The following is a 26958-nucleotide window of genomic DNA, read 5'->3' on the forward strand; positions in this document are numbered from 1 at the left end:
TGGCATAAAATAATGGATAGGTGTAACTATGACATCGTAATCAATCACTTGGCGATTGAATGCCATGCCGGTAGCATTTACAAAGGCAAACCTGCAAACGAAAAAAACGGTTACTGGTATTGGATATACATTGGTTGCGGGGTAAACCTGATCAGTTCTTCTGGCGAGTACAACTGCTCCTGCCCGGTTTTAGTATCGTTTTTATAAAACAACTTGAACCCCGCGAACATTACCGGCTCGCGGTAGATGTAGCGCAGCCAGGTTGAGCGTTTAAGGGTTTTGTTGCCCCAGCCATCCATATCCATTACCACCTGCACCTCGGGTGTTTTCTTGATCTTGTTATAGCCTGTAACCATACCCTGGGTAAACCGATGAACTACCAGGATTTTCGGGGGTAGGTTGTGTTTTCTTACCAGGCCCGCGAGATAGTCGATGGTTGCATTAATATCCTGCTCACTAAATGTTCCGATACGGCTTCCGGGACGCCCACCACCTTTCATCGAAAACTCAGGGTCGATACCAAAGTGCACCTGTGGCATCTGCAGGTACTTTTCAAATTGGGGCACCTCGGTTTGTACATTGCTCAGGCCTACCTGTATGTCAATAAAAACCAGTGCGTCTATTTCTTTAGCCCAGTTTACAATCGTATCAATCTGGTGAAAAGGCATTCGTAAACGGTGTTTGCCATCTTTGCCTGGTGATCCCTGCGCGGTTACCGCAATATAATGCAGTGCCGGGATGACCGGTATGGAAGTGTCGGCGCGTTGCCATTTAGCCACTTCGCCTTTGAGTTTATTCAGCATTTGTGCTTTGGGCAGTTCACCCAGGATCCCCATCCGTGTGGAAAACAGGTTGCCATAGTAGGCAATAATACGGTTGAAAGGCAGCACTGCCCCGGGTAATGGATACGGAGCCTTCGGGGGCCACAGACCCGTGGTATCGCCATTACTGATGGTCTTCATGATGCGGTCATATGCAGCCGTATCCAGGGCTGGTTTTGCCGGAACTTCGGCGTTGGCAACCGGGGTATCTGACTTTTGTACTTCAGCTTTACTGTCGCTCACGACCTGGCTGCCACACGATGTACCGATGAATGCTGCCACAAAAAGCAGTCCTCCAAAAAACCTACGCCTGTTATTCATAAGCGCCGAAGATATTGTAAAATCCTGCACCGCCAATTTTGGTTTTGCTGCATCAATATTGATCATCAAAATGGGTTTTATGCTGTCCCCGGATGGATAAATGCAGCGATTGGTTGCATCGGCCTGGTACCAGGGTTTAACGTGACACCTGTACCAAGGTTCAGGCTTTTTTACGTTACCTGCAAAAGCAAAATTCAGCGCCATTACAGCGCTGTTCGTCAGCGGAGCCGTCACTGAAACTGTCGAATGTACGGCGGTTGGCGGTGGAACGGTTTTGGTGTGCTGAATAGGATTATTATTTTCAAATAAACCATCCGACAAATTAAATCAACATCAATGTTCAACGTATTATTCGTACTGACTTCACATGATCAACTGGGAGATACGGGTCATAAGACAGGTTTCTGGATCGAGGAATTTGCTGCTCCGTATTATTTTCTTACAGATGCAGGTGTTAACGTAGCACTTGCTTCACCCAAAGGTGGACAACCGCCGATAGATCCAAAGAGCAGTGCGCCTGAAAATGAAACGGCCGCAACAAAAAGGTTCGACAGTGATGACGCGTTGAAAGAAAAACTTTCGCTTACCCTTAAGCTTGCCGACGTAAGTCCCGATGAATATGATGCCGTTTTTTTTCCCGGTGGTCACGGACCTTTATGGGACCTCGCAACCGACCAGGACTCTATAAAGCTGATTGAAAGCTTTATCAGGGATCAAAAGCCGGTTGCAGCAGTTTGCCATGCACCTGCAGCCCTGTTAAACGTAAAGTCGCCAAATGGAGAGCCGTTTGTAAAGGGCAAAAAGGTTACCGGATTTACCAATGAAGAAGAAGAAGCTGTCGGGCTTACCACCTTTGTGCCTTTCCTGCTGGAAGACGAATTGAAAAGCAAAGGAGCAGACTACAGCAAAAAAGAAGAGTGGGCCTCTTATGCCGTTGTCGACGGTCAATTGATCACGGGGCAAAATCCTGCTTCATCAGAAGAAGTTGCCGAAAACCTGCTGAAGGTACTTAAGGCTTCTAAGGTTGAACAGGATTAATAACAATCGTCTTATTTCCGGCTGTCTTTGCAAAAAGACAGCCTTTTTTTGCCTGTAAGTGTCATGAACATCAACAGGGGCTCCAACAAACCTTCAGCATAAGCCGGTTAATTTACGCTGCTGAAGTATCTTCCATCATTATCTTATCAACCAACAGGCATGATCAATTTCCTGGCCCGGGGCATAATGCTGGCAGCAGTTTCACTATTTGCCGTAACGGGATCAATTGCACAAAAGCGAACAAATGTGCAAGCGGGCAAACCTTATTTTCCACCACCGCACTTGTGGCAGCAGGTACCGGCAACCACTTCGTTTGATACGGGCAAACTTGCCGCAGCTATCCGTTTTGCAATAAGCCATGAGAGCAGGCAACCGCGTGATATGGAACTTTCGCAGGCCATGACCTTTGGCAAAGAACCATTTGGAGAAGGCATCGGTCCGTTTAGCGATCGTGGCGAGCCTACCGGCCTTATCGTGCATAAGGGTTACCTGGTCGCATCATGGGGCGAGCCATCACGGGTTGATATGACGCACAGCGTTACCAAGAGCTTTCTGTCGTCAGTAATCGGCCTTGCAGTTGACAGCGGGCTCATCCGGTCAGTTACAGATACGGTTGCCCGCTATGTTCCGCCTGTTGAAGTTTATCATTCCGGGCAGGTTGGCCGCGGTCCGGCCAGTGTTGGCACACCCGAGCTGATCTCCCCTTTTGAAACGCCACATAACCGGCGGTTAACCTGGGATGTGATGTTGCGGCAAACCAGCGATTTTGAAGGGGTATTATGGGGTAAAGCCGATTGGGCCGATCGCCCCGACGCAGATGCTGCAAAGTGGCTGAACAGGAAACGCAACGAACCGGGTGCCGTATACGAATACAATGATGTAAGGGTAAACGCGCTTGCACTCGCTGCAACCAATGTTTGGAGAAAGCCGCTGCCACAGGTTTTGAAAGCTGGGATCATGGATCCGATTGGGGCCTCTAATACCTGGCGGTGGACAGGTTACCGAAATTCATGGATCGTGCTCGACGGTGCGCTGGTGCAATGTGTTAGTGGCGGTGGCCATTGGGGCGGCGGTATGTTTATTAATGCTTACGATATGGCAAGGTTTGGCTTACTAACCATGCACGAAGGCAACTGGAACGGCAGGCAGCTGCTTTCCAAACAATGGATGCGGCAGGCACTCACCCCTACCAGCGCCCAGCCAACGTATGGCTACATGAACTTTTTTCTAAACACGGCTAAAAAGTACATGCCGTCGGCACCTGAAACAGCCTTTGTGCACGTTGGTAATGGCACCAATTTCATTTATGTTGATCGCGAACACGAGCTGGTTGTGGTTGTGCGATGGATTGAAAACAATGCGGTTGATGGAATGGTAAAAGCGGTACTTGAGGCGTTGAAGTAATTCAAGATGAAAATGGATGCTGCGGAAACAACGGTTTGCGTTCCCGTTAAGTACGAGGGGATTCTTTGGCGTTTCCCCCCAACTCAGGTTGGGGGGCCGGGCTTTTGCTCCAAGCCCTTGCCCTCCTCCGTCGGGCTGCGGGGCTTTCCGCGCCAATCCCTAACGCGGTGAACTGCACATCCTTTGATTTGCGATTTAATAAACATGGGGATACGTGCAGAAAAGCTTCCTGTTGCTGCTCATGTTTCTAAAGCCACCACTTGTTAACGTAGCTCCCGGCATCAACGTCTCGTGTTTCGCCCGGCGCAGGTAACAACAACTGCACCCCAGCTGCTTCTGCTGCCACCATTACGCGCTCTACGGGTTCGGTCCAGGGATGAAATGCCAGGGGAAAGGTGCCCCAGTGTATTGGCATCAGGAGTTTGCCGCGGAGGTCCTGGTTAGCCCTGATGGCGTTTTCAGGACCCATATGAATTTGTTCCCATTCGGGGTTGTATGCACCGGTATCAAGCATGGTAAGGTCAAAAGGCCCCAGCCGGTCACCAATTTTCTTAAACCCATCGTAGTATCCGGAGTCTGCACCAAAGTATACATTATGATCAGGCCCTTTGATGGCATAAGAGCCCCAGAGCGTATGAAATCGGTTGAGCAGGCTCCTGCCCGAAAAGTGCCTGGCCGGCAAAGCGGTGATCGTGCAGTTTCCCACGTTTGTTTCTTCTCACCAATCCAGCTCAGTTATCTGGCCAGCGTCAACTCCCCATGCTTGGAGTATAGCGGCAACACCTTTCAGACAAACAATCCGGGTTCCCTTTTTTGTAATTTGCTGCACGGCGGACTTGTCCAGATGATCGTAGTGGTCGTGCGATATCAGCAGGCGATCAATTGCGGGAAGTTCGTTTAGGGCAATCGGGTTCTGGAAAAACCGTTTTGGCCCGACCTTGGCCACCGGCGATGCGCGTTGACACCAAAGCGGGTCGGTAAGAAAACGGTTACCGTCGATGTCGATGATCGATCCTGAATGACCAAGCCAGGTAATCTTTAATCCATTTGACGCTGTTGATTTAAACTCGTTGGGGTTTACCTTAAATGGCCCCGGGGCAGATGAAGGTATAACGCCCTCATGCCGTTGCAGGTACATCCTCATAATCCTCCAGAACGACCCTTTGGGCATCACCTCCGTTGGAACAGGGTTCAGGTATATCTTACCGTTATAATGATCAGAATTGTTCATTCACTTGAAAATTAGGATAGGCAACTCGGGATTGTTTTGCTGCCATTACAATTAAAAGGGTTTCTTGTAACCTTATTTGCACAACTGGCTAATAATCTTTACGATACGACAAAGCTGGCACTATTTTGTTTGCGTTTACAGAAAATCTTATGCAAGACCAGTTGCTTAGCTCCAGCCAGGATCAAACACCACAAAAGCAGTCCGCGGAAACGGTCAGCGAATTGGTACACCGTCACCTGAGCGACCAACATCACGAGATTACAGATGAAGAAATCAGGAACGTTGACCTTCAACTCGACAATAGTGTACCAGACGAAATTGTTGAAAGCGCCCATGATGTGAAAGACAAGCTTAGGCGCAAGTCAGCCTCCGCAACAGATGATACTGAAGCACCCCGGATTACCACCCCAGCAGATATTCTTGGAAGCTAAACGGCGGCCGAAAGTCCCGGAGGACACGCTTGCTGAACGGACATTCGTATTCCCAACATATCTATTCCAGGATCCGCAAGGTTTTTTGCCTGAGCCAAACATGTTTCTTGCGGAAATCTTTTGTAGATCGTTAACGCAGAATACTTTAGTTGGAAAACTACCGCGGCGTGGGCGCTTACTCCTGGAAAGATTTATCCTGGTTCGCTTCGTAGACCCGTTCCCGGATGATTTCGACTATCTCGTTGAATCGGGATTGAGACAGGACCGGCTGATTGGTTAACAGGTGCATCGGTAGACCGTTACCACCATTGCGATAGGGCGGTTGGACATATGAGTATGGCGCAACATGAAAACCTGTTCGTTGGTAAAAACGTATTCGTCGATCAGATGCCTCGTCTGAAGCATATTCCGCCTCAAGTACAACATAGTCATATTGAACAAGTAGCTGGTTCAGCAGGCTTGCACCTACGCCCGCACCGCGGATTTCAGGCTTTATGGCAAAATGTTCGATATAAACAAAGTCCGGGAAAGGCCAATAAACAATAAATCCGGCAAAAGCTCCTGTCACTTGAACGACCTCTATTTGCATGACAGGGTGATCTGCCAATGCCAGCAAGTCCTGCCAATACCGGCGTTCCTGCAACGGGAAAGCAGACTCGTAGAGTTCCTTGAAAACAACCAGGTCGGGATTATTTCTATCGTGGATTCGCTTCAGTTGCATAGAGAGAGTCCTTTTTTGATCAGGCTTAAATTGATAACGTTCAATAGTTCCGGGGCTTAAGCAAGCACATTGCGAGCTAATACTGATTATTCATCGTGGTGGCACAGTATTTAAATATATTTGCTAATTAGATTCATTCATCACAAAACTATTTTAATTCAATACGCTGTTCGTTACCTGCACCGATCCTGTACAAACAAAGGGACAAAATCGGGTTTAAGTAGCTTTGCAGCAATTCTCAAGTAATGACGGAAATTTTTATTATCCTCGGCCTGCTAATCTTAAACGGCCTTTTTGCGATGGCCGAGATCGCGCTGTTGTCGGCACGGAGAGCTAGGCTTGAAGTCCAGGCAAATAAAGGCGACGCAAGAGCAAAGTCCGCTTTAGACCTTGCAGCCCACCCCGACACTTTTTTATCTACCATTCAAATAGGTATTACCCTGATGGGTATCCTCACGGGTATTTTTTCCGGCGAAAAAATCAAGAATGAACTTGTAGTTCTGCTTAAGGACTTAACGATATCAGAAAGTAACAGAAAGTCGCTTGCTACTGTTATCGTTGTGGTTGGTATTACCTATCTATCGCTGATCGTGGAGCTTGTTGCTAAACGAATCGGCCTTTCCAAACCGGAAGCCGTAGCCAAACTCGTTTCCGGCCCCATGCGCCTGATCACAAAGCTTACCTACCCATTTATATGGTTACTCAGCAAGTCAACCATGCTGATTTCCAAAATATTCAACATTCGCAATAACGATAGCCAGGTTACTGAAGAAGAAATTAAGGCAATCATCAGCGAGGGTACCGAACATGGCGCCATAGAGGAGGCCGAACAGGAGATCATTGAAAGGGTGTTTCATCTCGGCGACCGGAACATTACTTCGCTGATGACCCACCGGAGTGATATTGTTTGGATGGACATCAATGAACTCGTGGTGGACATTAAGCAAAAGATGAGCGAGGTTGTACACAGCACTTACCCGCTCTGCGACGGTGCCATCGACAACATCAAAGGTGTGGTCAGTATTAAGGACCTTCTGCTGGCCGCAGACAATACCCCGCTTAGGGATCTCATGAAACCGGGATTATATGTACCTGAGAATAATTCAGCCTACCAACTCCTGGAAAAATTCAGGTCGTCTGCTACTAATAGCTGCTTTATCGTGGACGAATATGGTAGCCTGCAGGGTATGATCACGCTCAACAACATTCTTGAAGCAATTGTAGGAGATATTGCCCCGGAGGCGGAGGACGACTACGAAATCATTGAACGGGAGGACGGCACTTTCCTTATTGAGGCCCAGTTACCATTTTACAACTTCCTGAGCAGGTTTGGCAAAACAGAATATATGAATGAGGGGGAGCACGATTTTAATACCCTGGCAGGTTTTATCTTACACATGCTTGAACGGATCCCGAAAACCGGTGACAAACTTGAGTGGAAAGGCTTCGAATTTGAAATAGTAGATATGGATGCCCACCGTATCGATAAAATATTGGTGACCTGCTCTGAGGCAATTAAGGAAGAGCTGGAGGAAGGCTAACACGATTTGCCGTAAGAAGGTTTTTACGATAGCATAACAGGATGTCTTATTATCTCAGAAGGCGCCTTCTGATTTTTTACTTTTTACTTTTGATTTTAAACTTTGACTAAAAGCTATAACTATAATTCGTAGCAGGATACTCTAGTTTGTCGCTTCGTTCCTTACCATAACCCTGTATGCGAAGCATATTCACCTGTTGGCTATTTTCGTCGTAGAGCAGGTTGTTTACCATCCCAATTTTCTTAACGCCATCCAGTCCTGCAACTTCAAAAAAGCTCCACGTACTTCCTTCTTCCTGCTGGTAGCCTACAAAGCGCATTGCTGTGGGCTTACCATCGACTATTAACTGAAGGTGTTTGCTTATATAGGCCGACAAATGTTTTCCTGATTGTTGTTTATCCGCGGGGCTCATAATAACAGCTTTGCAGCCACAATCTTTTCGAACAGCCTTCTCAAGGTCATCAGTAAACACCCGAACACTTACCTCCAGCGTTTTTTGCTTTTGGTCATAGTTCAGTTCGGTCATACTGATATAAAAAGGATGAAAGGCGATAAGATTAACCACAAACAGGTGAAACATTCCAAGCATCGGCCATAAATTGATCGGCAAAAGTCTTGTTTAATATCCGAGTTTTGCGGTTCCACTTTAAAAATTCGGGTTAAAATAAGAATGCACGAGTTTGCTTTATACTTTAAGCTTGGGTGGCAGCATATAGCCGATCTCAGGGGGATTGACCACATAATATTTCTGCTTGCAATGTGTTTACCCTACCAGCTTAAAGACTGGAAGAAGCTGCTGCTGCTGGTTACGGCATTTACGATAGGTCATTCGATTACGCTATTACTAAGTGTTGTTAACGTCATACGCTATAGAACTGCCATTATAGAGTTTGTTATCCCGGTTACAATTATCATCACAGCAAGCACCAACCTTTTCGCAAAAAATCTCAGCTCCAAAGGACAATATCCCTTGGTTTATTGGCTGGCCCTGGTCTTTGGCCTGGTGCATGGGCTTGGCTTTAGCAACTACCTCAAAAGCCTGCTTGGCAGAAACAGCAATATCTTTCTGCAGCTTTTTTCATTTAATATCGGTTTAGAAGCCGGACAGCTGATGATCGTGATTGCTTTAATGACTATTTCCTTTATTTTGCTCACCCTTTTGAAAGTGAACCAAAGAGCCTACATGCTGGTAGTTAGTGGAGGAATTTTATCGCTTGCCATTGAAATGGCGATACAACGGCTTCCGTAATAAAAAAACATTAATGAGAAAACAGACGCTTCTTTTTGCCGCTTTGGTGGCAGGTATTTTTTGTGGACACGCGCAAAACCAGAGTAATCCGGGCGCAGATCACGGAAACAAGTTTGAGGAACTGAATTACCTTCTTTCGGCGCCAAACGGTTATCGTACGGCAAGTGGCGCACCGGGTCCACAATACTGGCAGCAACAGGCCGATTACGACATTGCGGTGGAACTCGATGAGCCCAACAACATACTTACCGGAACAGAAACGATTACCTACTTCAACAATTCGCCAAACCCATTGCGATATGTTTGGTTGCAGCTCGACGAGAACTTCCATAATCCCAAAAGCGCCAATAACCAGGCAAATACCAGCCGCATGCAAAACAGCATGACGGATCAGCAACTTACTAACCTGGAACCCTGGCGTAAACTTGAAGGATATGGAATGAACCTGACCAGGGTAACGGACGCAGCTGGCAAGCCACTCAAGTACACGATCAACCAAACGATGATGCGCCTGGACCTGCCCGCAACCTTGAAGCCGGGGGAAAGGATTGCGTTTAAGATCGATTGGAATTACAAGATCCCGGATAAGCTTACCCGGTACGGACGCGGTGGTTACGAGTACTTTCCTGAAGATGGCAATAACCTCTACTCAATTGCCCAGTTCTACCCGAGAATGGCAGTTTACAGCGACTTCCAGGGATGGCAACTGCTGCAGTTTACCAGTGGGGCCGAATTCGCGTTAACCTTTGGCAATTTCAAAGTTAAAATAACGGTACCTGCTGACCACATTGTTGCAGCCACCGGCGAGTGCCAAAACCTGCGTAGCGTGCTTACCGGGGCGCAGTACCAGCGCTGGCAACAGTCGCAGGTAGCTAAAGAGCCCCTGGAGATTGTAACCCTGAATGAAGCGCTGGAAGCTTCAAGGCAAAAAAGCACAGCGAAAGAAACCTGGGTGTTTAATGCACAAAATGTACGCGACTTTGCATTCAACGCATCCCGCCGCCTGGTCTGGGACGCCATGCCGCAAATGATTGAAGGCAGAAAGGTGATGTGTATGAGCTTTTATGGCAAAGAAGCTTACCCGCTATATCGTAAATACTCCACCAAAGCTGTTGCGCAAACCCTTAAAACCTATTCCAATTTTACCATACCGTACCCCTACCCTGTTGCCCAGTCTGTGGAGGCAGCAATCGGAATGGAGTATCCAATGTTGGCGATGAACTATGGCCGGGCTGAAAAAGATGGCACGTATACCGAAGCGGTTAAATACGGCGCTATCGGAGTGATCATCCATGAGGTTGGCCACAACTTTTTCCCGATGATCGTCAACAGTGACGAACGACAGTATTGGTGGATGGACGAAGGGCTAAATACATTTTGCCAGTTTCTTACCGAACAGGAGTTTGACAACAATTACCCATCGCGTAGAGGGCCAGCTCACCTGATCACAGATTATATGAAGCTCCCAAAGGAAATGCTTGAGCCAATTATGACCAAAGGTGATGCAGTAGCTAACGTGGGTTCAAACGCTTACGCAAAGGCTGCTACCGGGCTTAATATTCTGCGTGAAACCATTATGGGTCGTGAACTGTTTGACTTCGCATTTAAAGAATATGCACGCAGGTGGGCCTTTAAACATCCGACCCCTTCCGACTTCTTCCGTACCATGGAAGATGCCAGCGGAATAGACCTTGACTGGTATTGGCGCGGCTGGTTTTTTGGAACCGATCCCGTAGATATATCACTCGACAGCCTTAAATGGTACCGGATGGATGGCGCACCCGCCGTAGGGGGCAAACAACCCGAATTTGAGTCGATCAGCAAGATGCGAAATCGTGCTGGCGGGCAAATCAAGTTTGGTGTTGACACGGATACCACTTTACGCGATTTTTACTACTACAACCCGGGTGCAGATGCTGCATACAATGCTCAAAAAACTTATCGCGACAGCGCGGTTCGGCGGGACTCTGCAAATGCCTCCAGGTGGATCAACAAGAATTTCTATGAGCTCACGTTCTCAAATCGCGGCGGGATGCTGATGCCAATCGTACTGGAGTGGACCTTTGAGGATGGAACGAAAGAGGTACAATACGTACCGGTTTCCATATGGATGCTGAACGAGCGCAAGGTTACTAAAGTGTTTATCAAAGACAAACAGGTTACAGCGGTTCGTCTTGACCCGTATAAAGAAACTGCCGACATTAATGAGGCCAATGGAATGTGGCCGGTTCAGCAGTTGCCGAGCCGCTTTCAACTGTTTAAACAGGCCCAGGAGTCAGGCAGAGGGCAAAGTACCGGTAATAACTCAATGCAGCGGGCGCTTCAACAACAGCAAGGCCAGCAACGCAAGCCTGAGTAATCCGGTATAATCCGTTTATTGTTGTGGAGCCTTAACCGTCAACCAGATTAATCAATAACTTAACGAAGCCACTCCGGTGGCTTTTACCATTATGAAAAAGTTCCTGTTTGTAGTAGTACTTTGGCTTTTCTCGGTGCAGGTGCAGGCATCAATCGACACCATAGCTGTTTCCAGCAAGAGCATGCGTAAAAACGTAAAGTGTGTTGTGGTTACCCCGGCAAACTACAAAAGTGGCAATCAACGATACCCGGTTGTTTACCTGCTGCACGGTGCGGGTGGAAGCTATAACAATTGGGCGCGCCGGGTTCCGGATTTGCAACAACTCGCCGATCAGAACAACCTGATGATCGTATGTCCTGATGGCCTTGTTACCAGCTGGTACTTTGACAGCCCGATTGACTCAACCATCCGCTATGAAACCAATGTTGGGACCGAAATTCCGGAATACATCGACGCCAATTATCGCACGATTGCGGATCGCAAAGCAAGAGCCATCACCGGGTTGAGTATGGGCGGCCATGGTGGAATGTTTCTGGCCTTCCGGCATGCTGACCGGTTTGGCGCCTGTGGTAGCATGAGCGGAGCACTGGATGTGAGCCGGATAACCCGTGGTTATGGAATGGACAAACTCTTGGGCGACACCATTGCTAACCAGAAGTACTACCACGACTGGTCGGTAGTTAACCTCGTTGAACACTATCCAAAAGATTCACTTGCCATCATCATTGATTGCGGAACCGAAGACTTTATTTATCCGATGACTAAAGCAACGCACGAGAAAATGTTGCAGCTGAAAATCCCCCACGATTATATCGAACGTCCGGGCAAACACGACTGGCCGTACTGGAACAAAGCGGTGCGGTACCAACTGCTGTTCTTCAAAGAATACTTTAGAAAAAACGGTTATTGAGCCGCTCCGGCTTCTCCTTGCGGATACGTTTCGAGATAAGAATTATCTGAGCGCCAGGTTACGCGGTTTAGCAGGCTTGCGGACCCTTAGAAAGGATAGTATATTGGACGGGGTAACCTTCGGAATGTATAAAACTAACATTAGCATTAAACCAAATGTCTAAGTCAGCTGCAATACAGCCGCTTTTATAATGCATATGTATTGTTTGTGTGAAATATTTGTTTACTACAAGGTATTGAGTTATAAGCTTTAATTTCGTTCGCACACCCTTACCCTAACCATATGCCTCCCACGTAGATAATGATCCAGTATTTAAAAAATGTAGATGGCCAAACTGTAGAAGTAGATAAGCCCGAGAATAATATCTGGGTTAACCTGGTGCCTCCATTCAAGGAAGAAGAATTTCTTGAACTCGCCGACAACCTGGAGATACCGATTGAATTCCTGCGTGACTCACTGGATATTGACGAGCGGCCACGTTACGAAATGGAGGATAACGTAAAATTTGTGGTGCTTAAGACGCCTGCGGAAAATAACTCTTTTAACGACAGCGATGCATTCTACATTACTATTCCCATCTGCATCATTTTAACACACAACCATATTGTTACCGTTAACTCGTTTAATAACGGTGCAATTAAAAAGTTCCTGAACACTTTTCAGAAGCGACATCCCGATAAACGCAACATGATGTTGTTGAAGGTATTTGAAAAGATCGTCCAGAACTTTCTCGAGTTCCTTAAAGAAATCAACCACAAACGCAACATGTTTGAGCAAAAACTCTACGACTCGAACCGGAACGAAGAGTTGCTGAACCTGCTTCGCATACAGAAAAGCCTGGTATATTTTGTTACGGCTTTACGCAGTAACGAGTTGTTAATGATCAAACTTGAAAGAACCAATTACCTGAGCTTAACCGAAGAAGAGCGTGAGTTTTTAAACGACCTGATTGTAGATACCAGCCAGGCACTGGAGATGGCAAATATCTATACCAACATCTTAAGTAGTACCATGGATGCGTTTGCAAGCATTATCAGCAACAACCTGAATAATGTAATGAAACGGTTAACTTCGATAACGATCATCCTCTCCCTCCCGATCCTTGTAACGAGCATCTACGGTATGAACGTAGACATACCCTACCAGCATTCGCAACATGCTTTTTACATTCCGGTTATTTTATCCATCATGATCTCGGTAATTATCGGCTGGTACTTTTTGAAGAAAAAACTCTTTTAGAATAGCCCCTTTAAGGTCAGCCCGCTGAGCCATTGTTGCAGAAAACGTGGCTTTAGTGGCATACCTTGCCACTTCGATAATAAGCTAGTTAATTAGGTTGACCGGTAAGATAAACTCCCACTGGTTTGGCCTGGTAATCCCCCGGTACTCCTTATCCAGCAGCCGGCTATAACGAACCCCAAAAGTAACATCCTGCTGGTTCCACCAACGGGTATCAAAAAACATCTCCCCACCCGCAGTTCCGAAGAAATATTTGGTGCCTGTTCTAAGGCTTTTTGTTTGGGTATAATCGTAAAAGCCGTTTAGCCTTACCCGTTTGAAATATACCAGGTTTGCAAAACCCCAGTCGGGGTACAACAGGGGAAAGTGATAGTTCGCTCCTATCCGCCACATCCGGGGAAAATCAATAGCCGTATAACCGCGTGAAAACGGGAAATTATTGCTGAACGTATACTCATTCGCAGTATCCCTGGTGTGATAGCCTGCCGATAGTACAATGCTGTGGTTGGGATGTAAAGCCGGTAGGTATACGCTACCCGTAGCAAGGAATTGCGCAGCCTTGTACTTGTTGACGATAGTCCTATACCGGAGTTGAAGTGTTTGTGCCCAATGGGGATAAATCTGCTGGACAGCTCTTTGTAACTGCCCTGAATAGGTGATGCGACTATCGATAAAGTTGAACGTCTGGTTGTTCAACAGCCGCTTGCCGAGGCCCGTCCAGCTTACCTGCTGCCTGTTGATCGTACTACTCAGTTGCAGGTACCGGTATTGCCTGCCGCCGGAAAGGTTCAGCGGCAATTGCAGGCCAGCCAGTGCATTCAATTCATTATAATAAAAGGTGGTGTCAACGTTATAGCGCACCCGCCTTTGAAAAGTTTGGTTTACGCCCAGCAATGGCTGAACATACCAGGCACCAAATACTCCATTAGCGCCAACTTTATTACTTTGTTCATTCCTGTTGTAAGCATAGAACAACTCAGTTCTCAATGTATTCAAAACGTTCTGACTATACAGGGTAAATGAAAATTCGGGATCATCGTAGTAAGGCCGCCAACTATGAAAATTCAAAGCTCCCTTTCCTTTCCGGTAACGCGAACTAACAAAGGTTCTTGCGGGTACGTTATTTAGTACCTGTGCGTTATCCTGCTTCAGCGCCTTTGCGACATACAAGTCGGGCAGGGCGTTTTCGGAAAGGTTAACCGGTTGCCATTGACCCCTGGGAAACGCGGCCAGGCGGTAACCATCAGCGGTGAATACAGATGCGACCATACGATTTTGCCTGCTGTCGAATACGGCCTGGTATATACCCGTTGGGTTTGAGAGCACCCGGAAAACATTTTGCGATTGTTCTACATAAGCCCAGGTTTCATCATTGCCCTTGAAGGAACTGCTGAAATAAACGGTATCGCCCTGCACCACCGGAAAGCCGATTACCCTGTTTCCAAACGGGATCAGGTCAACCGCGTCACCGCCATTTACGCTGAATTTCTGGAGCGCCATTTCACCACGATTGTTCCGGCTCGCTGTATATATCCACTGGTCGTTTGCAGAGAATTTAGGATAGGTGTATACACCGGTTTTTGTTTCGGCAATGTTCCGCAGTCGCTTTCCGGAAGCATCCAACAATACAATTGCCGAAGATTGATCAGCGCGCATTTCTGCTGCCACTAAAAAATTACCATTATGTGCTATGTCGGGTGAAAAGTAGCGCTTGCGGGTAGTTAGCCGGGTGGTGCTCCCTGTTGCCAGGTCAAGTACTTTTATGTTGCTGAATTCTTTATAACCCCAACGCGGATCAGGCTTAAGTACAGCATAAGCAATCTTGCCAGAATTATAAGAAAAGTAGTCGTCGTAAGCAATTTCCCGTAAAGCGATCTTTCGTTCACCTGTTTTACTGAGGAGGTAAAAAGCAGGAATTTGACGGTAAGACGATTTGAGTGCAACAATTTCACCTGTCCCGGTGACATAAGGATACCTGTAGTTGACAACATTCCGGGCCTGAGCGGGGGTAATATAATTTACCGATGCTTTTTGCGGAGGCGACCATTGTTGGTTATAGTACGCCAGGGCATCGGTAACGAATTGTTTATACGGTACTCCCGCATATCTTTTTACCGATCCCTGCAGTGGGTATAACAGCGGTTTAAATGCTGCAGCATCATGGGTAACCTGTAGCCAGAAACCGGCACCAAATCGCTCCCTGCCATAAGCAACGAGCAGGTAACCCAACTCGTAATGCCCCGGTACATAGTGCTTGTACGAGCCATTACGAAGTTTCATAAAACGGTAATTTTTTTCCTGCAGTGCCAGTGACTTATAGCCATTGAAGAAATCGGGAAGGCGTCCACGTCCATTGGTGGATAAGGAGGTTTCGTTGAAGACGGCATCACCTTCAAAAAACCAGTCGGGTACAGAAAGCCCATTAGCCAATGCCTGCCCTTCCTGCCCCAGGATATAACCTGCAATCCGGGATAGTCCGACGTTGAAGTTGCTGTATTGTTGAATATGCCTGTACTCGTGTAAAGCGAGGTTATCGGCCCAATTAAGGTTACCAAGCTCAAAGCTGTTCTGAGGGGGCATCAAATAAAACTCGCTCCGGTACGGGGCAAGCGATACATAGGCGTTGGAAAGTGTCGTTTGGTTTTGCAATACAATGTTCACCTTACGCAGCGTTTTGCCAATAGAGGTATGTTCGCGCTGAAGTGTATGTACAACGGCTGCCACGCGATTGGCGGTAGAATCAAGTCCTCTCGGATAGATCACGCGAACCGTATCGGTGTTTAACTGGTTCCATTTTAATGATGGTGGATTTCCGCCGAACTGTTGCGCAAAAAGTGGCTGAACTAATAGGAATGTAATTGCCGCAAAAAGCAGTTTGTTGGTTCTGGAATTCATGCGAGAAGTTTGCTGCTTAAATATACTGACATCCAGACCAGTCGGGGCAAAAAAAGAGGATGGCACCATCAATGCCATCCTCCCGGGGTCTCTAGTAAAGCGGTTTAGTTAAAAACTTCAGCAAGCTTCTTTTCTAAGGCTTCACCACGAAGATTTTTGCCAATGATTTTACCATCCTTATCCAGTAACAGGTTGAATGGAATTCCACGAACCCCGTAATCTTTTGCAACATCATTATCCCAGTATTTCAGATCGGAAACATGGGTCCAGGTGAGGTTATCCTCGTGTATGGCATTGATCCATTTGTCTTTCGCGCCTGGCTGATCGAGGCTAACACCCAACACATGAAAACCTTTGTCTTTATAATCGTTGAATGCTTTTACAACATTGGGGTTTTCCCTTCGGCAGGGACCGCACCAGCTTGCCCAAAAATCAACCAGCAACACTTTGCCGCGCATGGAGGAAAGGCTAACAGGTTTACCAAGGGTATCGTTTTGCGTGAAGTCCATTGCCATACGACCAATACCCGTTTTACGGGCAATCTCGATCCGGTTCTGCAGTTCTTTTGCTGAGGGCAGTGCTTTCGTCGTTGCCGGCAGTTTATCAAACAGGGGCTGTATTTTGTCAGCGTCGATGTCTATCCCTGCAAGCCTGCTGATCAGGCTTACCGCGATCGGTGATGCCGGGTTCTCATTTAAGAATGCGGTGTAAACAGCTTTACGCTCATTGTCGAGTGCCTGGGATGCCTCTTCAATGCGTTTTTTACCAGCTTCGTCTTTCGCTTTTGTAAGTTCAACATATTGCAGATACAAAGCCTGGTCGCGGTCATTGATGGGCTTTAGCTTTGCTTCAAGCTTTTCCATGGCATCCTGGGCAGGTGAGCCTTTGATGGAAGCGTTGCTAAACGAGTCAACAGCTGTAAGCTGCATCTTGCCTGGTGATAAGTAAATGCCCGTAACATCTCTGCGCATGGTAGGTGCTACCTTGCCATCGGCACCGGGTTTATGCCGCACCATCAGGCTGCCCTGTACCGGTTCACCAATCACACCTTTGAATTGAAATTTATTATCAACCACCATGGCACTGTCAAGTCTTCTTTCACCATTAGCGGCATAGTTCAGGTAAACTTTTTGTGCACCGGGAATATTTTTAAGCGAACCATCCAGGCTGAACGGTTTTCCCGGGTCCTGGGAAAACCCGGAAACGGCGATCAGCAAACCGGTCGCGATTAAGCTAGTTTTCATGAAAATAATTTTCAGCAAGTTTAAGCTTTTAAAAAGCTTTTACAATGCCCATTGATAAAATTTAAGGCGAATTACAGGCTTGCTGCAGCAATGTTTTCGTTGGCCGGCACCCTGAGACGGCAGGGCCGTAACGACCAAGACATGAAACACTCGTTTAAATGATTTCGCTTCTAAGCGATGGTCCCAATAAAAAGCGGCTGCCTCATTTTTGAGACAGCCGCTTGGTTGTAAATTATATTGAGCTTATGCCGGTGTTAGCTGAACCTTTGTCATCTGGAGATACTTGTTTTGAAATTCGTGCACAAATATGGGCGCGGATATATGACGGCGGTCTTCCCTATACCACATTTCGAAATTGCTGAAATCATTGGCACTGTGCAGTAATACCCTGAAAGCACCTTTGGAATACTTTATTGAACCGTCTTCGTTTTCCTGCTTTTGAAAGCCAAGTTTAAACAGCTGTGCCTCGTCGAGGGTGATGGGAAACAGTTGTTCCCGCTCAAACCAGAATTCCTGCACTTCCGTTCTTACACAAACCTGCTTTTCATCGCCGTTTAACCGAACTACCTCTCCTTCCCATTTTTGTCCATCGAAATCGGCAATAACAAGGTCGCCAATTTTTAATTCATTGAATTTGATCATAAGCGTAGATTTTTGCTGAAAAGTTACATGTTTTTTAAAAATGTGGTACCAATTTTTACACGGCTTTGCGGTCGACCAAAATAGTGTAAGATCAAGCCGTCGGCTTTAATTAAACCATTGTGATTTACCAGTAAAGCGCATCCGAAAGCAGCAAGTCGCGCCCCGGTAATCTCCTGGCCTTCAATCCTTGTGCCCGGCATTGTTCATATGATTTGAGCCCTCTCTATGCCGGCAATGCCCCGTTTCAAGCGGGCACGGCTATTAACCGAATTTTCACTCCGACCAGCTCATCACATAACCTTCGTTTTCAATATCGATTGCAGCCTGGGTAAGTTGCAACGGGTGAAAGGTATCTACCATTACAGCAAGTTCGGCAGTTTCTTTCTTTCCTATACTTTTCTCAACTGCTCCGGGGTGAGGTCCATGGGGAATGCCTGCAGGGTGTAAGGTCAGCATGCCGCGTGTTACATTTTTACGGCTCATAAAGTCCCCGTCTACATAGTACAGTAACTCATCGCTATCGATATTACTGTGATTATAGGGCGCCGGTATAGAAAGCGGATGATAATCATATAATCTTGGGCAAAAGCTGCAGACTACGAAATTGTTTGCCTCAAACGTTTGGTGCACCGGGGGTGGCTGATGCACCCTGCCGGTAATGGGTTCGAAGTCGTGTATGCTGAAAGCAAAAGGATAACAGTAACCATCCCAGCCGACCACATCAAATGGATGGTGCCCATAATGGAGCCCGTATAACATCCCTCGTTTTTTGGTGCGGATCTCAAAGTCGCCTGGTTGGTCTAATGTCTGCAGCTCCGTTGGTCTTCGAATGTCGCGTTCGGAAAAGGGTGCATGCTCAAGCAGTTGCCCGTTTTTACTTACATATCGTTTCGGGTACCTGATCGGGCTAAAACTCTCCACGATAAATAGCCTGTTGCTGCCCGTATCAAAGCTTACCTGGTAAATACAACCGCGTGGGATAACCAGGTAGTCACCATAACCAAATGGTAATTGCCCGTACTGGGTGTAAAGTGTTCCACTACCTTCATGTACAAACAGCAGTTCATCGGCGTCTGCGTTTTTATAGAAGTATGTATCCAATGATTGTTGTGGCGCAGCAAGGGAAATATGCAGGTCATTGTTTACGAGAATCGGTACACGGCTGTCAAGGTAATCCTTTGCAGGTTTAATCTTAAAACCTTCGAAACTCCGGTGTTTGAGCATTTTCTCCTCGGCAACCCTGGGCATCATATTTACCGGCTCATCGGTTTTGATGATACGGGTTGGTGGATGGGTATGGTAGAGCAATGAATAATCACTGCTAAATCCTTCAGTTGAAAAAAGCTGCTCAGAATAAAGATTGCCATCAGGTTTTCTAAACTGGGTGTGGCGTTTATGCGGGATTGTTCCCAGGGTATGGTAATGGGGCATTGTTATACATTTATAGGTTCAGGCCACAACTCTACCACCGGATAAAGCGGATCGACTAGTGCTTACTTGCGCGAATAAAGGATTCAAGCGTTGGAATAGTTAAGTTGTCGTTGAACCAGGTGTAGTAATGGATGTAGGTCGGTTATTTTCTTAACCAAGGTAAAGGTTTATGCAGCCAGGTAGCTCTTGTTCAAGGCAAGCATCAGGAAATAGTACTTCCATTTGCGCTTATCTATCCAGTACATAAAATTGCGGAAGAGTGGCATTTCAATCGTTTGCGATACTGAAAATACGACTTATTTCCTCAACCATTTACATCTGCAGTTGTTGCCGGTGTTCATACGATATTCAAAGCTACTTTTGCAAAAACGAACGCCTTGAAAAGGATCGGACTGATATCAGATACGCATAACTACCTCGATGACGCTGTATTCAAACACTTTGAGCATTGTGACGAGGTATGGCACGCTGGCGACTTTGGTTCGGATGCCGTTGCAGAACAACTGCGGGCCTTCCGGCCAGTTCGCGGGGTATATGGTAATATCGACGGACCCGACATACGAAGCATTTACCCTGAGGTGACAAGATTTACCTGCGAAGAGGTAAAAGTATTGATGATCCACATTGGTGGCTACCCCGGTAAATACACCCCCCTTGCGAAAAAAGAGATCGCAGACTATCAACCCCGTTTATTTATATCCGGCCACTCCCACATTTTAAAGGTCATTTATGATAAAACGTACAAGTGCCTGCACATGAACCCTGGTGCGGCCGGCCGGCAGGGATGGCATAAAGTACGCACCCTGCTCCGGTTCAGTATCGATGGTGCCGACATTAAGGACTGCCAGGTGATAGAATTGCGGTGAGAGATGAGTTATGAGTTAAGAGTTATGAATTTAGAGTCAATGCCGTTTACTTAAGCAAATTTTTATGGACCCGGCCACAGGAAATCTATAGGACATCGTTGCGTCGCACTCTTGTACCATTGGAAGTAGCTGGGCAAACAGATTACATAATCGGCTTAACTAAACGACATTGAATTTAGAGTGATGAATTTAGAGTGATGAGAGATGAGTTATGAATTCAAAGTGATGAGTTGTAATGCATTTTTTTGAACGTTGAATTTTGCATGTTATATGGGGTTGTGCAATCTGGAGGCTATGAGAGATGAGTTGTGAATTTAGCGTGATGAATTTAGAGAGATGAGTTGTAATGCATTATGTTGAATGTTGAATGTTGCATGTTATATGGGTTGTGCAATCTTGGGGATATGAGATGAGTTCTGAGTTATGAGTTAAGAGTTATGAATTCAGAGTGATGCCTGATGAGTGATGAGTGATGAGACGTGATGGATTATTTTAGATGTTGAATGTTGAATGTTATATGGGTTGTGCAATCTTGAGTCTATGATTTATGAGAGATGAATTATGCCACGTGACGGTTAAGGCTGCGTTTGGTCTGTAACGTGCAATGGTAACCATACCAATGATGCAGGTTTTCATTTTAGACTTTTGACTTTTGACTTTTTACTTTTTACTTTTGATTTTTGACCTTTGACTTTTGACTTTTTTATCTTACCGCTCCACTAACCTTCCCCTTTCCTTATTTTTAGCCAAATTATTTGCATGAAGTCTTTGCTGCTTTTGTTTTCCTTTTCCACTCTCATGGTTAATGGCTTTGCCCAATCTATTCGCTATAGGTTCGACGCGCCTAACGCGGCCCATCATGAAGCAGAGATCAGCCTGACGGTAGATAAACTCCCCGCAGGTCCCGCGTTGTTCCGGATGAGCAGGTCGTCCCCTGGCAGGTATGCCACACATGAATTTGGTAAAAACGTGTACAACGTAAAAGCTTACGACGCTGCAGGAGCACCCTTGAAGGTAGAAAAGGCAGATGCTGATGTTTACAGGGTACCCACCCACAAGGGATCAGTTAGGGTTACCTATACGTTATACGGCAATTATGCTGACGGCACCTATACCGCCATTGATGCTGCGGGCTACCACCTTAATATGCCTGCAACCTTTATGTGGGTTAAAGGTTTGGACAAAGCGCCGATCGAGGTTGAATTCGTTAACCCGGCAAACTGGAAAATTGCTACCCAGCTAAAGCCCGGAAATAAAGCAAACGTATTTACCGCGCCGGGGCTGCAGTACTTTATGGACTCACCGGTTAAAATCGGCGACCTGAAGATCAATGCGTGGACAATTGCAAACCCAGACAAAAAAGAATACCAGATCAGGCTGGCACTTGAAGCCGACGGCCGGCCATCGCTAATCGACAGTTTTGCGAAGAAGGTAGAAAAGGTAGTGCTTGAGGCACAGGCTGTATTTGGCGAAGTGCCGGCCTATGATTATGGCACCTATACCTTCCTCGCAAGCATCAACCCATATGTAAAAAGTGATGGCATGGAGCACCGTAATTCAACGATGATCACGTCGCCGAGAAACTTTACCGGCAGCGATGGATCGCTCGGCGTTTTTTCACACGAGTTTTTTCATTGCTGGAACGTTGAACGGATACGACCTTACCAGCTGGAGCCATTTAACTTCGAAAAAAGCAATATGTCGGAGGGGTTGTGGGTTGCCGAGGGGTTTACACAATACTATGGCGAACTCATCTTAAAACGTGCCGGCTTTGTAACAGAGCAGGACTTCATAGATAACATTTCGGGGCTCATCAACACCAAGTCCAACCGGCCGGGTGGCACCGATTACTCCCCTAATGAAAACAGCGAGCGTGCGGTTTTTGTGGATGCAGGAGTTTCAATTGACCGGACAAATTACCAGAACATGTTTGCTTCCTACTACACTCTTGGTGGCGCTATTGCTCTGGCACTCGATCTTGACCTGCGCGGACGATTTCCGGGAACAACCCTCGATCATTTTATGCGTGAGCTGTGGAAGCGGTTTGGCAAAACAGAAAAGCCTTATACCATGCCTGCATTGGAGGAAGCACTTGCGGCAATCACCAACAAGGCATATGCAGCTGGCTTTTTCAGCCGCTATGTTTATGGTCACGAACCATTCGACTACAACACCGCCCTGGCCCCCGCAGGGTTCACCTTACGTGCAGCAGGAAAAGGCAAGGCATGGGCCGGCCCGGGCTCCTTTACCGCCGGCAGAAACAATGAAGTAGTATTGGCATCAAATACCATAAAGGGAACACCCTGGTATAATGCGGGGTTGGACATTGATGACGTGCTGGTTTCAATCAACGGAACTGCCATCACCCAAACCGGTGAGGTCGACAAGATCATATCTGCCGGTAAACCCGGCGATAAGCTCGCTGTGGTTTTTCGCCACCGTGATAAAACGATCACATCGCAGCTGGAACTTTCTGAAAACAACTTTGTGCAGGTTGTAGCAACAGACGGGGCCGGTACCGAAAAAACGGCTGCTTTTAAAACCGCGTGGTTGGAAACGAAAGCAAAGCAATGAGGTGAGCGCCAGGAATTCAGAGTTAAGAATTGAGAATTAAGAATTGGGAGCAATGCGTTTGAGTTGTGAGTAGGCGTTTTGAGTTGAGCGTTGGGAGTTGAGCGTTATGAGTGGAGCGTTATGAGTGAAGAGTTAAGAGTTAAGAGTTAGAACACTTAAGTGATAAGTTGTGAGTGACAAGTAAGCTTGGAGAAATAGTGCTTAAAAAAACTGCCGAATAGTGTTATGTGGTAAAAGTGAGTGACACAACCGGAGCTTCATAGTAGCTATACAGCTCGTCCCAAAAAAATGCGTTGAGTTGTACTTTGTGTAATGCTATGCATAACACCCATCCGTTTGCTTAATAAATGATAAGCTGCGGCCATGTGATTGTTTTTCGGATACAACCGGAGGAAATTGCATTCACCAATGTAACCGACAAGCGGAGTTACAACTTTCGGGATCTCGTCTCACAGGTGCAATTCATTGAATGAACCCTAATAAGTGAACGCTACATGCATAAGTTTTAATCTATAATCATCATGACGATCAATTCCGCCAGACTGCAACAGCACTTTGAGCAAATGAGTGAGATTGGTAAACTGGGTGAAACGGGCACCTGCAGGCCAACGATGACCCCCGTTGAGAAGAAAGCTTTCGAACTTGCTGCCACCTGGATGCTCGACGCTAATATGACGATACGTATCGATAGTTTTGGGAACCTGATTGGACGACTGTATGGTACCGACCCATCGTTGCCGGTGCTGATGATGGGATCGCACCTCGACTCACAACCATATGGCGGAAGGTTTGATGGTGTTGCTGGCGTACTATGTGCAATTGAAGCGGTGAACACACTCGTGGAAAACGGGATAAAACCTGCAAGAACAATAGAGATCGTATCGTTTGCCGATGAAGAAGGGTGGCGCTTTAACAAAGGCCTGTTTGGCAGCAGGGGCATTTTGGGCAGGTTAGAAGATGGTGAACTTCAGCGTACGGATAAAGATGGGATCACCCGTGAACAAGCCCTGATCGATTTTGGTTGCGATCCAACAAAATTCAAAGAAAGTGAATATCCTGCGGGTAGCATCTTCTGCTTTCTTGAACTACATATCGAGCAAGGTCCCATTCTTGATCTTGCACGTAAACCCATTGGCGTTGTTTCCGGCATTTCGGGTCCACTTTGGCTTACCGTGAAAATGAAAGGCATGGCGGGACATACGGGCTCGGTACCTATGCACCTGCGCAAAGATGCACTGGTTGGCGCCGCTGAAGTGATCGTTGCCGTGAATGAAATTGCAAACCAGGTACGTGGTGCTGAGACGGTTGGAACCGTGGGGACCATCAACGTTTTTCCGGCAAGCCGAAATATTATTCCTGAAGAAGTAACCTTTACCGTTGACCTCCGCGACATTGACCATAGCCGGCGCAACCGGTACGAGGCTCAGCTTAGGGCACGTATAAACGACATTGCCAAAAAACACGGATTAACCTACGAGATTACAGAAGACACAAACAGTGAACCGCGCTACTGTGCAGGATGGATAAAAGAGATTATTCATCAGCAATGCGCCAGGCTTTTGCTGGATGCACCGGAACTTATGAGTGGCCCGTTTCATGATGCGCTGGCGCTTAGTTATGCATGCGATTACGGGATGATTTTCGTGCGCTGCAAAGATGGAATCAGCCATAACCCGCTTGAGTACGCTTCGTACGAAGATTTGGCCCTGGGCGCCGAAGTGCTCTATGGAACCGTACTAGACATCCTCTCAAATAAAAACTAAGATCCTCGATTATTGTCTTTGTTTACGCCGCATTAAACCCTTTTTATGCGATCAATTTTCGTCTTTTTGCTGTTCATTCAACCCCTGCTTTATGCGCAATCGCAGCCCGATCCCGGGCTTCCCAGCTGGAAAAAACAGGCACACCGTGTAACCATTATCCGTGATAACTGGGGGGTACCGCATATCTATGGCAAAACAGATGCTGACGTGGTATTTGGACTTATGTATGCGCAATGCGAAGACAATTACTGGCAACTGGAAGATACTTATATCCAAAACCTGGGAAGAGCGGCAGAGATCTATGGTGAACGATTCTTAGCCGCCGACGCAAACACCAGGCTGTTTGAATGCGTAACAGAAGGAAAAGCGACCTATGCGGCGGCCAGCCCTTTCATCAGGCAATTGTGCGATGCAGGAGCAGCAGCAATCAACTTTTACCTGCACAATTACCCGGCTTTAGAAAAGCGCCTGCTTACCCGTTATGAACCCTGGTTTTTTCTTATGCCCGAACCTACTCGGCCCAGCGGTCATGGCGTGTCTGCACAAGAAAGCAGGAATTTTTATCAAATGGTGACCGCCGGTATACCGACGGATAATCCTTCGGTGAGGCAACAAAGCGAAAGCGGATCGAACACAATGGTTCTTGCGCCCTCAAAAACCACCACAGGCCATACCATGTTGCTGATTAATCCACACGTTTCACTTTTTGGCGTTGGGCAGCGTTATGAGGCCCACCTGGTATCTAAAAGCGGGCTAAACGTTTCGGGGTTCGCCATGTTTGGCAACTTCTATATCTGGAGTGGTTTTAACCGTTATACCGGCTGGGCGCATACCAATTCAGCGGCCGACTTCGAAGATGTTTACGTAGAACATTTCAATCCAACCGACTCATCGATGTACCGGTATGCCAATGCATATAGAAAAGCAACCTTTTGGCAGGATACTGTACGGGTGAAGCGCGGCGATATTATAGAGAGCAGGATCTTTCGCTTTACGAAAACCCATCATGGTCCCGTGGTTGCACGACGCGACTCAACGTTGCTCACCATCAAGAATGTTACGGCACCCCAGGACCGATACATTATGCAGTGCTGGAACCTGATGCGGTCGAGAGATAAAAAAAGCTTTACCGCAGCCATGAACGAACGTGCGCTGGGTTACCCAAACACCTCATACGCCGACCGGTTCGGCAATATTGCTTACTGGCATGGCAATGCTATACCTAAACGGGACACGACTTTCAACTGGCGCTTGCCTGTGGATGGCAGTAATCCCGCTACCGAATGGGCCGGCATTCATGAACTAAACGAAATAGTGCAGGTAACAAACCCGGCAACCGGCTTTATTCTAAATAGTAATTCAACCCCGTATTTGTCAGCAGGAGAAAGCAGTCCGAAAAAGGAGAACTATCCTTTGTATATGGCGACGGAAGATCAAAATTTCCGGGCAGAAGAAGCATTGCAGCTTTTGTCGAAACCAGGCAAGATCTCTTTTGATGCGTTCGAAAAGTTGGTGGTCAGCAATCACCTGCCAATGATGGAGAACTGGATGCCGCAGGTCATCAGCGCCTACGACCGCCAGGTAAAACTGCAACCTCATCTCGAAGCTAAGCTAAAGGCAGTAGTTGCTTTGCTGCGCAATTGGGACCATCGATATTCAATCACCAGCAAAGAAACCAGTCTCGCAGTTGCCTGGTATCTGAATTATACAGACTGGGCACAAAAACGACGCAGGTCGGCCGCTTATGGCGATTATGTAGCAAACCTGCTTGCCGGGAAACAACTACCCGCACCGGATAGCATTGCGGTAGGACTGCTTGCTGATGCTACAGACACCCTTGTGAAAGATTTCGGAACCGCGTTTATCGCCTGGGGAGAAATCAACAGGTTACAAAGGGTGCATACCAGTGGAACATTGGAAAAGTTTGATGATCGTAAACCCAGCTTGCCGGTAGGTGCGGTACCCGGAGGCATGGGATCGTTGTTTGCGTTTACTGCAAAATCGGAACCCGGACAGAAAAAAATTTACGGTGTAACCGGCAACACGTATTCTGCAATTGTAGCCTTTGGTAAGCGGATAAGGGCAAAGTCGATAATGTATTTCGGGCAAAGCGCAGATCCTGCATCGCCACACTACTTTGACCAGGCACCACTGTATGCCTCCGGTGGATTTAAGGATGCATATTTCTATAAGTCGGATGTTTTGAAACACCGGGAACGCAGGTATCATCCCGGAGAATAGCGTCGAATCACAGAACGGTTATCTGCCAAATGGCTCC

The 26958-nt window shown here is 47.0% G+C and carries 20 protein-coding genes and 1 pseudogene; 12 read left to right on the plus strand and 9 right to left on the minus strand.

Annotation, left to right across the window (positions count from 1 at the left end):
• Positions 1–110 precede the first annotated feature (110 nt).
• The gene (locus EXU57_RS02835; RefSeq protein ID WP_207955364.1) at positions 111–1346 is read right to left on the minus strand and encodes a hypothetical protein; all 1236 of its coding nucleotides are present in this window, start codon (positions 1344–1346) and stop codon (positions 111–113) included.
• 132 nt (positions 1347–1478) lie between these two features.
• Between EXU57_RS02835 and EXU57_RS02840 the strand changes: the two genes are divergently transcribed.
• Complete coding sequence (locus tag EXU57_RS02840; RefSeq protein WP_133266642.1) at positions 1479–2180, plus strand: type 1 glutamine amidotransferase domain-containing protein; 702 nt, start codon at positions 1479–1481, stop codon at positions 2178–2180.
• A gap of 159 nt (positions 2181–2339) precedes the next feature.
• The gene (locus EXU57_RS02845; RefSeq protein WP_207955365.1) at positions 2340–3584 is read left to right on the plus strand and encodes a serine hydrolase domain-containing protein; all 1245 of its coding nucleotides are present in this window, start codon (positions 2340–2342) and stop codon (positions 3582–3584) included.
• A gap of 247 nt (positions 3585–3831) precedes the next feature.
• Here EXU57_RS02845 and EXU57_RS25545 read toward each other — a convergent pair.
• Positions 3832–4815: pseudogene (locus EXU57_RS25545) on the minus strand (MBL fold metallo-hydrolase).
• Positions 4816–4964: 149 nt separating this feature from the next.
• Between EXU57_RS25545 and EXU57_RS02860 the strand changes: the two are divergent.
• On the plus strand, positions 4965–5246 hold the full coding sequence (locus tag EXU57_RS02860) for a hypothetical protein (protein ID WP_133266645.1): 282 nt from the start codon (positions 4965–4967) through the stop codon (positions 5244–5246).
• A 175-nt stretch (positions 5247–5421) separates the two neighbouring features.
• Here EXU57_RS02860 and EXU57_RS02865 read toward each other — a convergent pair whose 3' ends face one another.
• Entirely contained in the window at positions 5422–5967 is a 546-nt protein-coding gene (locus EXU57_RS02865) for a GNAT family N-acetyltransferase (protein WP_133266646.1), read from the minus strand.
• Positions 5968–6212: 245 nt separating this feature from the next.
• Between EXU57_RS02865 and EXU57_RS02870 the strand changes: the two genes are divergently transcribed.
• Complete coding sequence (locus tag EXU57_RS02870; protein WP_133266647.1) at positions 6213–7508, plus strand: hemolysin family protein; 1296 nt, start codon at positions 6213–6215, stop codon at positions 7506–7508.
• Positions 7509–7614: 106 nt separating this feature from the next.
• Here the strand turns inward: EXU57_RS02870 and EXU57_RS02875 are convergent, their stop codons facing one another.
• Positions 7615–8118 (minus strand): DUF6702 family protein, encoded by a 504-nt coding sequence (locus EXU57_RS02875; RefSeq protein ID WP_133266648.1) that lies wholly within the window; start codon positions 8116–8118, stop codon positions 7615–7617.
• A gap of 60 nt (positions 8119–8178) precedes the next feature.
• Here EXU57_RS02875 and EXU57_RS02880 point away from each other — a divergent pair, with 60 nt between their 5' ends.
• The 4 genes from EXU57_RS02880 (at position 8179) to EXU57_RS02895 (ending at position 13265) form a co-directional block, all read left to right on the plus strand.
• On the plus strand, positions 8179–8757 hold the full coding sequence (locus EXU57_RS02880; RefSeq protein ID WP_133266649.1) for a HupE/UreJ family protein: 579 nt from the start codon (positions 8179–8181) through the stop codon (positions 8755–8757).
• A gap of 13 nt (positions 8758–8770) precedes the next feature.
• Complete coding sequence (locus EXU57_RS02885) at positions 8771–11116, plus strand: M1 family metallopeptidase (RefSeq protein WP_133266650.1); 2346 nt, start codon at positions 8771–8773, stop codon at positions 11114–11116.
• A gap of 91 nt (positions 11117–11207) precedes the next feature.
• Positions 11208–12026: an alpha/beta hydrolase gene (locus EXU57_RS02890; RefSeq protein WP_133266651.1), complete on the plus strand. Its 819-nt coding sequence runs from the start codon at positions 11208–11210 to the stop codon at positions 12024–12026.
• A 300-nt stretch (positions 12027–12326) separates the two neighbouring features.
• On the plus strand, positions 12327–13265 hold the full coding sequence (locus EXU57_RS02895) for a magnesium transporter CorA family protein (RefSeq protein WP_133266652.1): 939 nt from the start codon (positions 12327–12329) through the stop codon (positions 13263–13265).
• Between the two features lie 84 nt (positions 13266–13349).
• Here the strand turns inward: EXU57_RS02895 and EXU57_RS02900 are convergent, their stop codons facing one another.
• From EXU57_RS02900 to EXU57_RS02915, 5 genes are all read right to left on the minus strand, one after another.
• Positions 13350–16160: a TolB family protein gene (locus EXU57_RS02900; RefSeq protein WP_133266653.1), complete on the minus strand. Its 2811-nt coding sequence runs from the start codon at positions 16158–16160 to the stop codon at positions 13350–13352.
• A 104-nt stretch (positions 16161–16264) separates the two neighbouring features.
• Entirely contained in the window at positions 16265–17404 is a 1140-nt protein-coding gene (locus EXU57_RS02905; RefSeq protein WP_133266654.1) for a TlpA disulfide reductase family protein, read from the minus strand.
• Positions 17405–17647: 243 nt separating this feature from the next.
• A complete protein-coding gene (locus EXU57_RS02910) occupies positions 17648–18046 on the minus strand; it encodes a hypothetical protein (RefSeq protein WP_133266655.1) in 399 nt (132 codons plus the stop codon).
• Positions 18047–18069: 23 nt separating this feature from the next.
• Positions 18070–18246: a hypothetical protein gene (locus tag EXU57_RS24955; protein WP_165958006.1), complete on the minus strand. Its 177-nt coding sequence runs from the start codon at positions 18244–18246 to the stop codon at positions 18070–18072.
• A gap of 73 nt (positions 18247–18319) precedes the next feature.
• Complete coding sequence (locus tag EXU57_RS02915) at positions 18320–19477, minus strand: homogentisate 1,2-dioxygenase (protein ID WP_133266656.1); 1158 nt, start codon at positions 19475–19477, stop codon at positions 18320–18322.
• Positions 19478–19854: 377 nt separating this feature from the next.
• On the opposite strand from EXU57_RS02915, the gene EXU57_RS02920 reads away from it, so the two are divergent.
• From EXU57_RS02920 to EXU57_RS02935, 4 genes are all read left to right on the plus strand, one after another.
• Positions 19855–20343: a metallophosphoesterase family protein gene (locus EXU57_RS02920; protein WP_133266657.1), complete on the plus strand. Its 489-nt coding sequence runs from the start codon at positions 19855–19857 to the stop codon at positions 20341–20343.
• A gap of 759 nt (positions 20344–21102) precedes the next feature.
• The gene (locus EXU57_RS02925) at positions 21103–22917 is read left to right on the plus strand and encodes a M61 family metallopeptidase (protein WP_133266658.1); all 1815 of its coding nucleotides are present in this window, start codon (positions 21103–21105) and stop codon (positions 22915–22917) included.
• Positions 22918–23438: 521 nt separating this feature from the next.
• Complete coding sequence (locus EXU57_RS02930) at positions 23439–24680, plus strand: M20 family metallo-hydrolase (RefSeq protein WP_133266659.1); 1242 nt, start codon at positions 23439–23441, stop codon at positions 24678–24680.
• Between the two features lie 45 nt (positions 24681–24725).
• Entirely contained in the window at positions 24726–26921 is a 2196-nt protein-coding gene (locus EXU57_RS02935; protein ID WP_133266660.1) for a penicillin acylase family protein, read from the plus strand.
• The last annotated feature ends 37 nt before the right edge of the window (positions 26922–26958 follow it).

It is taken from the genome of Segetibacter sp. 3557_3 (assembly GCF_004354985.1).
Lineage (GTDB): Bacteria > Bacteroidota > Bacteroidia > Chitinophagales > Chitinophagaceae > Segetibacter.